This window comes from Polaromonas sp. P1_F8 (assembly GCF_056405635.1).
In genome coordinates this window covers 1378556-1390657 of record NZ_JBFUBS010000001.1, presented here as the reverse complement: position 1 = coordinate 1390657, position 12102 = coordinate 1378556, and the positions used below count along the sequence as shown (strand labels likewise).

11 protein-coding genes are annotated in these 12102 nt (G+C 63.5%); 6 read left to right on the top strand and 5 right to left on the bottom strand.

Annotation, left to right across the window (positions count from 1 at the left end; all coding sequences use genetic code 11):
* Nucleotides 1–12: 12 nt before the first annotated feature.
* The 4 genes from AC1D1J_RS06615 to AC1D1J_RS06600 all read right to left on the bottom strand — a co-directional run bounded on the left by AC1D1J_RS06615 (nt 13) and on the right by AC1D1J_RS06600 (nt 4128).
* Complete coding sequence (locus AC1D1J_RS06615; protein WP_477694199.1) at nt 13–1206, bottom strand: efflux RND transporter periplasmic adaptor subunit; 1194 nt, start codon at nt 1204–1206, stop codon at nt 13–15.
* The gene (locus tag AC1D1J_RS06610) at nt 1203–1904 is read right to left on the bottom strand and encodes a TetR/AcrR family transcriptional regulator (RefSeq protein ID WP_477694198.1); all 702 of its coding nucleotides are present in this window, start codon (nt 1902–1904) and stop codon (nt 1203–1205) included. Before AC1D1J_RS06610 ends, AC1D1J_RS06615 begins: the two co-directional genes overlap by 4 nt.
* Before the next feature lie 176 nt (nt 1905–2080).
* A complete protein-coding gene (locus AC1D1J_RS06605; RefSeq protein WP_477694197.1) occupies nt 2081–2857 on the bottom strand; it encodes a YdcF family protein in 777 nt (258 codons plus the stop codon).
* A gap of 74 nt (nt 2858–2931) precedes the next feature.
* Nucleotides 2932–4128, bottom strand: a complete 1197-nt coding sequence (locus AC1D1J_RS06600) for an acyl-CoA dehydrogenase (RefSeq protein ID WP_477685088.1) — start codon at nt 4126–4128, stop codon at nt 2932–2934.
* 138 nt (nt 4129–4266) lie between these two features.
* Between AC1D1J_RS06600 and AC1D1J_RS06595 the strand changes: the two genes are divergently transcribed.
* From AC1D1J_RS06595 to msrA, 3 genes are all read left to right on the top strand, one after another.
* Complete coding sequence (locus AC1D1J_RS06595) at nt 4267–5160, top strand: LysR family transcriptional regulator (protein WP_477685089.1); 894 nt, start codon at nt 4267–4269, stop codon at nt 5158–5160.
* Nucleotides 5161–5294: 134 nt separating this feature from the next.
* Nucleotides 5295–5573 carry a hypothetical protein gene (locus tag AC1D1J_RS06590; protein ID WP_477685090.1) on the top strand — a complete coding sequence of 93 codons (279 nt, stop codon included), beginning with the start codon at nt 5295–5297 and terminating at the stop codon, nt 5571–5573.
* A 118-nt stretch (nt 5574–5691) separates the two neighbouring features.
* Nucleotides 5692–6234, top strand: a complete 543-nt coding sequence (gene msrA / locus AC1D1J_RS06585; RefSeq protein ID WP_477685091.1) for a peptide-methionine (S)-S-oxide reductase MsrA — start codon at nt 5692–5694, stop codon at nt 6232–6234.
* Nucleotides 6235–6548: 314 nt separating this feature from the next.
* Here the strand turns inward: msrA and AC1D1J_RS06580 are convergent, their stop codons facing one another.
* Nucleotides 6549–7526 carry a succinylglutamate desuccinylase/aspartoacylase family protein gene (locus tag AC1D1J_RS06580; protein ID WP_477694196.1) on the bottom strand — a complete coding sequence of 326 codons (978 nt, stop codon included), beginning with the start codon at nt 7524–7526 and terminating at the stop codon, nt 6549–6551.
* A gap of 147 nt (nt 7527–7673) precedes the next feature.
* Between AC1D1J_RS06580 and AC1D1J_RS06575 the strand changes: the two genes are divergently transcribed.
* The 3 genes from AC1D1J_RS06575 to AC1D1J_RS06565 all read left to right on the top strand — a co-directional run bounded on the left by AC1D1J_RS06575 (nt 7674) and on the right by AC1D1J_RS06565 (nt 12093).
* Entirely contained in the window at nt 7674–11432 is a 3759-nt protein-coding gene (locus AC1D1J_RS06575) for a DUF2339 domain-containing protein (RefSeq protein WP_477694195.1), read from the top strand.
* A gap of 143 nt (nt 11433–11575) precedes the next feature.
* Nucleotides 11576–11881: a hypothetical protein gene (locus tag AC1D1J_RS06570; RefSeq protein WP_477694194.1), complete on the top strand. Its 306-nt coding sequence runs from the start codon at nt 11576–11578 to the stop codon at nt 11879–11881.
* A 38-nt stretch (nt 11882–11919) separates the two neighbouring features.
* Complete coding sequence (locus AC1D1J_RS06565) at nt 11920–12093, top strand: hypothetical protein (protein ID WP_477694193.1); 174 nt, start codon at nt 11920–11922, stop codon at nt 12091–12093.
* The last annotated feature ends 9 nt before the right edge of the window (nt 12094–12102 follow it).

Here is a 12102-nt window from a genome sequence, read left to right as displayed (position 1 = left end):
GCGCGCGAGTCCTCAGGGCGCCGGCTTGGCCGGTGCACTGGCCGCTTGCGCCGCAGCCGGAGGCTGTGTGAAGCGCACCTTGGTGCCTTCGCGCAATGCACCGATTTCGCCGCGGATCACCACCGCGCCGTCGGCCAGGCCCTTGACGGCGACCACGCTGTCTTTGCCTGCGGTGCCGCGCGCGCCGAGTTCGACGCTCTTGTGCACCACCGTGTCGTTTTCAACCGCCTGCACATAAGGCGTGGGTTTGTCGGTGCGCACGGCGCTGACCGGCACCGACAGCAGCGAAGCGCTGGCCGTGCCCAGCGTGCCCTGGGCAAACAGCCCCTGGCGCAAGGGCGGCGCGCCGGCGTCGCCTGCTGCGCCCGGGTTGTCGATGCTGAGGTAAGCCATCACACTGCGGCTGCCGGCCTGCGCCGTGGGATTGATGCGCACCACCTTGGCCGTGACGGGCTGGCGGCTGCCTTCAATCTGCAGCTGCGCGGTCTGGCCCACACGCACGTCCATGGAGTCGGTGGCGCTCAAGGTGGCTTCCAGTTCGAGCCGGCTCAGGTCCACCACCTCGACGATTTTGGTGTCGATGCCCACGCGCTCTCCGGGTTGCGCCAGGCGCTGCGATACCTGGCCGGAGATGGGGGCTTTGAGAATCGTGTCGTCCACCGATTTGGCCGCGACCTCGGTGGCAGCCACCGCCGCCTTGTAGGTAGATTGCGCGGCGTTGAGGTTGGCCAGCGAGGTGTCGAGCGCGGTCTTCGAGATGAAACCCTGGTCAACCAGCGCCTTGTTGTTGTCGTACTGGCGCTGCACCACATCCACCTGTGCCTTGGCCGACTCGGCCTGCTCCCTGGCTTGGCGCACGCGTGACTGGTATTCGGTGGCATCGATGCGCGCAATCACCTGGCCAGCCTTGACCACGTCGCCTTCGCGAACCGTGAGGCCCTGCAGCTCGCCGGCCACGCGTGCCTTGATGACAGCGGAGTTGACGGCCTTGAGCGAGCCCGACACCGGCAGCCCCTGGACCACGTCGCGCGTCTGGGCCTTGACCACATCGGTGGCGGCCAGCTCGACCTGCCCCATGTCCTTGACGGCGGAGCTGGCGGCGAGTGCCTGTTGCTGGGCCTTGCGCGCGGACAGCGCACGCAGTACCCCGCCCACGATGAGCAGCACGATGAGCCCGGCGACCCCCCACTTGACCCATCGCTTCATGCTGCGGCTTTCCTGTTGGACCGTGCGGCGGCACCGGCCGGTGCGGATATGCCGTTCAGGATGGTTTCCACCTGGAAGGCGATGTATTTTTGCGGATCCAGGTCTGCGTCGCTGCTGATGCAGATGCCGGCGGTGTGCCTGGACAGGATCAGGAAAATCATGGGAGCGACCACCAGATAAACCGCATAGTCCAGGTCCATGGGCCGGAACTCGCCGCGGTCCATGCCGCGTTGCAGGATGCTGCGGATCAGCCCGTGGCCCGGCATGATGACTTCCTGCTGGTAGAAGGCCGCGATGTCGGGGAAGTTCTTGGCCTCGCTCATCATCAGCTTGGTCAGGCCCGAGGCGCGCGTCAGGCCCACGCGCTCCCACCAGCTGTTCATGCAGTAAGCCAGCAATTCAGGGGTGGTGCCTTCAAAGGTGTCCAGCTCGGCGCGCCATTCCGTGAAGCGGCCCGAAATGTTTTCGCGCACCACGGCCTTGAATAGTTCTTCCTTGCTCTGGAAGTAAAGGAACAATGTGCCTTTTGATACTCCTGCGCGGGCGGCCACTTCTTCGGCGCGGGTGGCGGCAAAGCCTTTTTCCACGAACAGGTCAAGCGCGGCGTCCAGCAGTTCGCCGGGGCGTGCTTCCTTGCGGCGCTCGCGTTTGGCGGCGACCGCGGAGGTTTTGTCGCAAAATAATTTGGAAAGTGACATAGTTACTGACTGACTGGTTAGTAATATATCTGCTTACTTTCCGACCGTCAACCAAAACTGCCTAGGCTACACCGTAGCGGGGGAGGCGGTAGCTCCCAGAAAGGTAAACCCGCGGTAAAGCCGCCAGGTGACGGGCTCAGGTTCGGTTCGCTGCCGCCGTCTGTGGGCCGGTCTGCCTAAACAGGCGTGAACCGGCCGACCATCAGCGCCAGCCATTCACGCAGTACCTGCTGCGAAACCACCAGGCCCGACGCGGAAGGCACCCATTCCATCAGGTCGTGCTGTGCGGGCCGCACCTGGCCCATGGGGGCGGGTGTCACCGTCAGGCCCGCGCGCTTAAAGGCCGCTATGGCGCGCGGCATGTGCCAGGCGTCGGTGACCAGCGCGATGCGCTGCACGCCGCTTTGCTGCAGCAGCGGCGCCAGCAGGCGGGCATTGCCCGCTGTGTCGCGCGACTGGGCTTCGTTCCAGCGCAGTGTCATGCCGTAGTCCTGCTGCACCATGCGTGCGGCCACCACGGCTTCAGAATCGGTCTGTGCGCTGCTGGCCGCCCAGCCCATGCCGCCGGTAAAGGCCAGCGGCAAGCCCGACTGCCGCGCCAGCCACACACCGTAGCGCAACCGCGCCGCCGTGTGTGCGCCCGGCTGGCTGCTGCCGTATTCAGCCGCCTCGGGCAGCACACCTCCGCCCAGCACGACGATGGCTTGTATCTTGTGAGCCCTGAGGCTGGCCACCGGCATGGCGGCAAACTGCGGCAGCACGGTGCGCGCCAGCCATACGGCCGTGCCGTGGCAGCTGAGCAGCGCCAGCAGCAGTACCGAAAAGGTTGCCAGCGCCAGCCCGGCCTTTTTATTTCGCCAGGCCAGCACCAGGCCAAGCAGGGCCAGCAACAGCAGCAAGGCTGGCGGCAGTGCCAGGCTGGTTAGCAAAGGCTTGAGCGCGCCGAATTCCATGCGTTGTATTTATTTGCTATGAAAAATATAGCTGCTCGCGCTCGTCCTGATTGGGCTGGAGCCCTGAAAGGTCATCAATAAAAGGCTTGCAGGCCGGTCTGGGCACGGCCAAGGATGAGCGCATGCACGTCATGCGTGCCTTCGTAGGTGTTCACCGTTTCGAGGTTGATCATGTGGCGGATCACATGGTATTCGTCATGGATGCCGTTGCCGCCGTGCATGTCGCGCGCCAGGCGGGCGATGTCCAGTGCCTTGCCGCAGGAATTGCGCTTGATCAGCGAAATCATTTCCGGCACGGACTTGTCTTCATCCATCAACCGGCCCACGCGCAGGCAGCCCTGCAGGCCCAGCGTGATTTCGGTCTGCATGTCGGCCAGCTTCTTTTGAATCAACTGGTTCTGCGCCAGCGGGCGGCCGAACTGAACGCGGTCCATGGTGTACTGGCGGGCACGGAACCAGCAGTCTTCCGCCGCACCCAGAGCGCCCCAGGCGATGCCATAGCGCGCCTTGTTGAGGCAGCCGAACGGGCCCTTCAGGCCGCTCACGTTGGGCAGCAGGTTGGCTTCAGGCACAAACACGTCGTCCATCACGATCTCGCCGGTGATCGAGGCACGCAAGCTCATCTTGCCTTCGATCTTCGGGGCGGAGAGGCCCTTCATGCCCTTCTCAAGCACAAAGCCGCGGATGCTTTCCTGGCCGCCAACCTTGCCGTCGGGGTCTTCCAGCTTGGCCCAGACGATGAACACGTCGGCGATCGGGCTGTTGGTGATCCACATCTTGGCGCCCTTGACGATGAAGCCGCCGTCGACAGGCTTGGCACGCGTCAGCATGCTGGCCGGGTCGGAGCCGTGATTCGGTTCGGTCAGGCCGAAACAGCCCACCCATTCGCCGGTGGCCAGCTTGGGCAGGTATTTTTGCTTCTGCGCTTCGCTGCCGTAGGCGTTGATGGGGTGCATGACCAGCGAGCTTTGCACGCTGATGGCGCTGCGGTAGCCGCTGTCGACGCGTTCCACTTCACGGGCCACCAGGCCGTAGCTCACGTAATTGAGGCCGGCGCAGCCATAGCCTTCAATGGTCGAGCCCAGGAAACCCATGGCGCCGGCTTCGTTCATGATTTCGCGGTCGAACTTTTCGTGGCGTGCGGCCATCAGCACGCGGGGCTGCAGTTTTTCCTGGCAGAAAGCGTGGGCGGCGTCGGCAATGGCGCGCTCGTCTTCGCTCAGCTGCTCCATAAAGAAAAACGGGTCTTGCCAGTTGAATTGGGTTTTCATGGGTTGTCTCCGAAAAAGGTGGCTTGGTTTGCAGTGTAGGGCGCGTGGCTGGGATGCCCGCGGGCAGCTCGATTGTTTGACAGGCATGAATAGTTGTCTAATATCAAATATCGATCCAACGATATAAAAAACATATTCATGGAATTTCGTCACCTCCGCTATTTCCTTGTCCTGGCCGAAGAGCTGCATTTCGGCCGGGCGGCCCGGCGCCTGTCGATTTCCCAGCCGCCGCTGTCGCTGAACATCCAGCAGCTTGAAGCCTCGGTCGGCGCCAAGCTGCTCACGCGCAACAGCAAATCGGTGCAACTCACCGCCGCCGGGCAGGCCTTTGTGCCGGCGGCGCGCGCCTTGCTGGATCAGGCCGCGCAGGCCGCCGGCCATGCACGTGACGTGGGGCAGGGCATGGCCGGCAGTCTGGCCATCGGCTTTTCAGGAACCATGCTGTACAGCGGCCTGCCGGAGATACTGGAGCGCTTCCAGGCCAGCCACCCCCTGCTGCGGCTGACCCTGAAGGAGCTCAGCTCCAGCGAGCAGCTGATCGAGCTCGCGCATGACCGGCTTGACCTGGGGTTTGTGCACACCACGCACGTGCCGCCCGAGCTTTCGCAGGTGCTGGTGTCCAGCCAGGCCTTTGTGTGCTGCCTGCCGGCCGGACATGCGCTGGCGCGCAAGCGCTCGGTGTCGCTCAGGCAATTGCAAGGTGAGCCGTTTGCCGTGGTGTCGCGCGCGGTTTCGCCTGATTACCACGAACGCATCCTCGCGATCTGCACTGAAGCCGGGTTTTACCCGGAGATCCGCTACGAACTGCGGCATTGGCTCAGTGTGGTGTCGCTGGTGTCGCAGGGCATGGGCGTGGCGCTGGTGCCGGCTGCGCTCAGGCAGTCGGCCATGGCGGGGGCGGCCTTTGTGCCGCTCGACGCCGCCACCACACCTTATGAAACGCATTGCCTCTGGAAAACCGCACGCGACCACCAGGCGCTGGCCGCGTTTGTGAAGGCGGTGCGTGCAATCGCCCCGGCGGCGAAGGCATGAAGATTCCATCCCGCCAGGTGCCCTGGGGAATGACCTTGGTAAAAGTATGTCCCCCGCTGGGCAGGTAAAGCTGTCACCATGGGGCAGTTCATAGTCTTCAGGAGAACGGCATCAACCCGTATATCTGGTGTGCGGTGGGTGCCCTTCTCGGCGGGGCCGCCTGCCTGCTCGCGGGCTCCCGCGAAAAAATCCTCATCCTCGAAAGCCTCGGCGTCGGCATGTTCGGTGCTTTCATCGGCGGCGACTTCGTGGCGGCCCTGATCAGCCATGGCAAGACCAACGACACGGTTTTCAGCATGAGCTCGCTCGGCATGGCTGTTGGCGGTGCCGTTGTAGCGCTGGGCCTGCTGCGGCTGATGCGCCATGCAGTCGGTCCCCAGCACGTCACCAAAGGCCCGCGCCGTCGCGACTGAGCCGGGCGCGTTTTCCGCTTCTTTTCAGGGGTCCATGTGTGGGCCTCTGCGCAGGCTCGCGGGCCCGGCGTAAGATTGCCGCTCCCCGTACGACCAACGGATTTCAGCGGAGATTTCCATGCCTTCTTCCCCCCAAACCATCACGCTCGGCGGCGGCTGCTTCTGGTGCACCGAGGCGGTGTACGTCAAGGTGCGCGGTGTCACCGACGTTGAGTCGGGCTACAGCAACGGCCAGGCCGCACGGCCCAGCTATGAAGAGGTCTGCACAGGCCGCACCGGCAGCAACGAGGTCGTCAAGCTCACCTACGACCCGGCCGACATCACGCTGCGCGAGATCCTTGAAATTTTCTTCGTCATCCACGACCCGACGAGCCTGAACCGCCAGGGCAACGATGCCGGCACGCAATACCGCAGCGGCATCTATTACTCGACGCCGGAGCAGAAGACGGAGATCGACGACTTCATCCGCCAGGTCAGCCAGGACAAGACCTTTGGCAAACCCATCGTCACCGAAGTGCTGCCGCTCGAAAACTACTGGCCCGCCGAGTCCTACCACCAGGACTATTTCGAAAACAACCCCAACCAGGGTTACTGCGCCTTTGTAGTGGGCCCCAAGGTTGAGAAATTCCGCAAGACCTTTGCGTCACGTGTGAAGGACTGAGCGGGTTGGGGCGTGAGCGCTGTCAGTTCGCTATCAAATAGATAGCTGCTTGCGCTCGTCAGCATTGGGCTGAGGCTAGTTTTGATACTGAAAAATCGTGTTTTGCGGCGGCTGGGGCTGCTTGAAACCGTTTTTTCGGGGTTTCAAACGGGTTTTAGCCCGTTTTGACGCAAAAAAGCCCTTCATTTAGCCATCAAATTGGCCTGTAAGCCAATAGGGTCGGGCGCAAGCAGCTATTAAATAGATAGCAATGTCGGGGCCTTGCGGCAAGCCGTAGCCACCCCCGCAACGGCGCTGGCCCGGCCCATCCGGGCTCAAACCCGCCGCTGCGCGAAATAAAACCACTCCTGGCCAGCTTCGCTGCGCGGGTTGGGAAACACCACAAAGCCGTCTACCGGCGCGGTGATGGGCTCGCCGCCGTGGCGCGTGCCGATCACTTCGCCCCGCTGGACCGGGTCAAAGCTGCGCCACTCGCGGGCAAAGGTGTCGCCCGCATGGTCGCGGTCCACCACCTCGACCAGCCGCAGGATCTCCCGCTCCGCCGGTTCCGGCGCGGGCGGCTTCGCAATGAGGCGCAGCAGGCCCAGCGTCTGCGAAATCGCGTGCCGCGCCACCTGCACCGCCTGTGGGTCGTCATGCTGGCCGCACTCCAGCGTCACGCCGTAGCCGCCGCGCGAGCGCATGTATTCGGTCGTACCCACGCCGTAGTTCGGGTTGGTCACCAGGGCCTGCTTGCGGTCGCTGGCGCCGGCGCTGGCGGCTTCCGCCCGCCGTTTCACACCGCGCGCATAGGTGTCCAGCCAGCCTTCCACAATCCGGTGCGGCCCGGTGTGCAGTGCCAGTTGCATTTCTTCCGCGGCATGGTCAAAAGGCTCCAGCGCCCCGGTATTGTTCTGCGGGCCGATCATCACAAACGGCGCGCCGCCCGTGTGAAAAGAGTGCAGGTCCAGCAACACATCATGCGCATCCAGCAGCGGGCACAGCACGTTCGCGATGCGGTCCTCAAAGTCCTGGGGAATCGCACTCGGCGCCATATTGCGGTTGAGGTTGCGCTCACCCATGCGCTGCTTGAGCCGGTAGGCCAGAGGGTTGGTCACGGGCACAAATGTCACCGTGCCGCGCTCGATGCGCAACTGGCCATTGTCGATTTCTTCCAGCAGCTGCGTGATGGCGCGCGTGCCGCAGGTCTCGTTGCCGTGCACGGCGCCGGTGACCAGAAGGCGCGGGCCGGGGGCGAGGCCGTGGAAGGTGTGGCTGCGCAGGTGGGTGGGGTGCTTGGAGTGGGTTGTCATGTGCGATAGGTGTCGTGAGCAAGGGCGCCCATGGGATTGTTTATACCGCTTGCCGGCTAGGCTGGCATGGCCGCGGCTGTCCTTCAATCAGAGGATACGTTTTGATACGTTTTCCGCCTATGATGAATCGCCTCTTGCGCTACGGCTTTGTCACGGGCTTCGCCGGCCAGCGACGGCTACGGCGTGGTGACAGGCGTGTTTTATTTTTTACCGGGCTTGTCCATGCTCTCTACCCTGTTCGTCATCTCGGCTGTATGCCTGTTCGGATTGCTCTTTGCCTTTGAGTCAGCCGGCGATTCCTCGCAGCCGAAGTTCAGGCCAGCCGGCCTCATCACCTGGCTGATTTCAGGCAACTGGCCGGCCAAGGTCGGGGCCGGCCTGCTCATCCTTGGCGTCGGCGCACTGCTGCGCTATGCCTTGTTGAACATTGACGTTCCTCCGGAGCTCAAGCTGGGAAGCGGCTTTGTCGCCGCCGCCGTGCTGGGTGCCGCCGCGCTGGCCCTGAAGTCCCGCCCCGAGCGCCGCGCCATATATCTGGCACTCGGCGGCACGGCGTTTGCCGTCGCCTACCTCACGGCTTATGCCGCCTACGATTTTTTCCATTACCTCAACGACGTCAGCGGACTGGCGCTGATGGTGGTGGTGTCTTTGGCGGCGGGATTGTTTGCGGTGTCCGCGCGCGCCATGTCGGTGGCGGTCCTGGCCATGGCGGGCGCATACATTGCGCCCAAATTTGCCATTAACGCCCCCGACCCTGGCGTGCTTTACGGCTATTACCTGGCCGCCAGCGCGGTGACTTTTGTCATGGTGCGCCTGCGCGGCTGGCGCCCGTTGATTCATCTGAGCTTTTTGTTCACGCTGGCCGGCGGTCTCTTTTTTGCATGGACCCACCAGTTTTACCGGGCCGAGCATTACCAGGCCATGCAGCCGCTGCTGCTGGCCCTGGTGGCGTTGCACCTGGCGATGCCGATCGCCGAGCATCGCGGCACGCCTTCACGCTGGCTTGCCCGTTTTGACTTGGGCTATTTCGTGTTGCTGCCGCTGGTGGCCGCAGGGCTGACGCTGAAGATCGCGCCTCAGGTTTCCCGCGAAGGTGCGATGGGGTTGGGTATGCTGGCGCTGCTCTGGGGTGTTGCCACGGTGGTGCTGGCTTTTCTGCAGCGGAAGCCGGAGGCGGCAAAGCATGCCTGTGTGGCCGGGCTGTTGGCGATTGCGGCGGGTGCACTGGCCGCCACAGATGTGCCCTGGCTGATGCTGGGCCTGGCGCTGGCCGTCATGGGCCTGGTTGCCGCTCCGCGACTGGGATGGTCCACGCGCGCGCAGGAGTTACTGTGCGGCGGTGCCATGCTGGCCGGTGCGCTGCATATGGTGTTTTCGATTTTCCAGTCGGCGGCAGGCCAGCCGTTTGTCAACGAACTCTTTGCGCAGCGTGCGCTGGCCAGTGCCTTGATGGGCCTGGGCGCGTGGTTTGCGAGCCGGGGCGAGGTATCGTTCGGCCGCATGCTGGGCGCCATGGCTGCGGCCTGGGGCTGCCTTGCGGTCGCGGCGGAGTTGCTGCGCCTGCACGTGGACTTTTTGCCCCAGCTGGCTTATGGCGCGCTGCTGGCTGTTGCGCTGGTGGCATCGTTTCCGCGCCGTCTTTTGCATACAGCGCCGGTCTGGGGTGCCTTGCTGCTGTTCGCCGTCACCGGGGTCAGTTTCTGGGCCGCGACCGATGCGGCTTTCGAGATAGCCGTGGTATTTGCCGCAGGCACGCCGTTGGCCTTCCTGTGGATTGCCTCAAATGCCGGATCCACCCAGGCAAACAAGGCAAGCCAGGAGGATGACCTCGCCTTCTCCGTGGCGCTGGGCTTGCTTCCGCTGGCTTGGGCACCCTGGGTATTTGCCCTCGCGCCGGAATTCGAGGCAACCGGCAACTGGCTGGAAATGTCGGTGTTGGTGGGCAGTGGCTTTGCCGTGATGCTGGCCGCCAGGATGTGGAGCCCGGCAGGATCCGTCTGGTATCGCCATATCTCGCTCGTTCACTTTGGCGTGGCCAGTGCGGCACTCCTGTATGCCGTGCTTTTCCATATCGAGCGCGGGCTTTGGCCGGTCGTGTTTGAGGTGCTGGCGCTGGCCTACATGGCGATGTTTGTCGGCTTGCACAGGAACCCCGCCGGAGGGGCACAAGGCGTGGTCGTCATCATTGCGGCATTCCTGGTTGTTCAGGCCATGCTGCTGCGTATCTTCGGACCTGACCGCATCATGAGTGCGGCCGATATTCTGCAGATGAAACTGCCCGCGGTGGTGTCTCTGCTGTGGGGCGGCCTCGGTGCCGGCCTCGCGTGGTGGGGCACCAAAGTCAAGTCGCGCGGCCAGTGGAGTGCCGGCGTCGCGCTGTTGGCGTTGACTGCCTTCAAGCTGGTCTTCAGGGATTTTGGCGCGCTCGACCAGCTGGGCAACATCCTGGCGCTCATCGGTGCGGGGCTGCTCTTTCTCGCGGTCGCATGGTTTGCGCCGATTCCTCCGGCCGTATCGCGTTCGCAGCGGGAAGCCCGGCGTGAAACACCCCCCGCAGCGCAGCACAACGAAGCGCCTGCACAGCCTGAGGATGAAGACTACGAGCAGACACAGCCGAGCCCGCTGCAAGGTCAGCCCGCGGCCCCGAGCCCATTTGAAAAACCCGCGGGCATCGCTGCAGCGGCTGTTGCCGTTCCCGCCGATTTCACCTCTGTGCCCGCTGCGGCGCCTGGTGCGGAACGCCCCGCCGTCCGTTCCGCGCCGCGGACCGCTGCGCCGGCGGGTGGCTTTAACTGGTTGCTGGTATTGGTGATCGGCTTGCCCCTGGGGATCGCCGTCCTGGGGCAGCAATGGTGGACGCACCATCACCGCAACACGCGTCAAGCCGTCGAAATGAAACTTGCGAGCGAGTCCGCCGCACAATCGGCAGCGACGGCAGCGGAGCGGGCCGTCGCCCGGACAGTCCAGGCGAATGCGCAGGCCGCCCCGCCCGTGAAGACGGCATTGACGGAGAACCGCAACCCGCCGGTCATCGTGCCGTCAAGCAGACCATCAACTGCTGCAACACCGATCAACATATCGGATGCCTGCACAGTGTTTGCCGGCCAGTTGCCGCCAGATTACGTGCTCTACGCCGGTGGCGCATACAGCGGAAGCAAACTCGATTTCCAGATCGACCAGTCCGGCCACGAAGCCACCCGTTTCGATGTCCTGGTGAATGAACCGGGCAAGAAAGTGGTTCTTGCGCTGGGCGCTTACGAGCCCTCTGTCTGGAACATTCGCTGGTCACCGGGAACCGTGGTGGCCGGTGTGCTGGTGTCGGGCTATCACCGGCAGGCTGTAGCAGGACTGGGCACCGAGGTGCCGGTGCTGAATGCCAGCTATGAAAACCGGTCACCCTGTGGCTATTTCTACCTTGACCGCAATGATGTGACCAAAAGCGATGTGATGGTGAGGAAGGTGTTTGGCCGCTCCGCCGAAACCTATTTTGCGGCCTCAGGCGGCCAGGTCACGTTTGGCAACCAGGCCTCTTCCTATGTTCAGGGATTGGGGCCGACCGTCAGCAGCTACCGGGACAAGGATGCCCCGCTGGCCGGGCAACCCGGCATTGAGCAATTGCTTCGGGAAGGCAAGTTGCGCATGGCGACGCCGCAGGACCTGTCTGCATGGCGCGATGCCATCAGCCGGTCCCAAAACCTGCCGCGGGTCCGTGTGATTGGGGAGGAGTCGGAAATGTCTTCCGGCAATTTTCTACGCGGGAGGGCGTATGTCGTCCTCAAGCCCATGCGTTATCCAGCGGGACTCTATGGTGCGCACTCCGTCACCTTCTTCGTGGCTGCGGGCGTGCCGCGGCCAGAAGGCAATCCCGGGCATTCCGGGGTGTACGACATGAATCAGCCCCGGTAAGCGGGCCTGACAGCAGGCCGGGCTTTGGAGTTCGGAGATTTTGCATGGGTCACGTGGTTTTCTGGATCGGATGGGCCGCATTGGGATACGCCGCGTGGTCCGCATGACTGCAACGCGCATGCCCTCACGCAGGCTGCAGTTTTATGCTGGTGGCGCCGAAACTGCTGGAGCTGATGGTGCCATTCATGGTGTGGGGCGCGGTTGGCGTGGCAGCCTCCATCGGCATCGGGCTGATGCGCGGCCGGCGCAGACCGCCCGCTGAGAGCAGGGTGCAGGCAGCGCCTTCGCCATTGCCCGATGCGGTGCAGGCGCCGGTGAGTGCTGAAGCGTTGATGCATGAGCTAGGCATCACATTCGATGGACGCCTGTATGGGTTTCGTGAGTACCGTTATGAAAAGCTGGCGGATGCCATTGCCTATGCAAAGCTAGCGCAGCGGCGCAATGGCTGACTGAACCTGGAAACCTGGAAACCTGGAAAGGACTCACCATGTTTCTGCTAACTCCCGCTGACAGTGACGCCACCGCCCGCATTTATCAAAGCGACGTAGAGCAACAAGGCTTTGTGATGAACTTCAGTCACCTGTGGGCATGGCGGCGTGAGGTGTGTGAGGCTTTTGGCGCGCTGCGCACGCAACTGACGGGCAATTCGACTTTGTGGTGACGTTTGGGC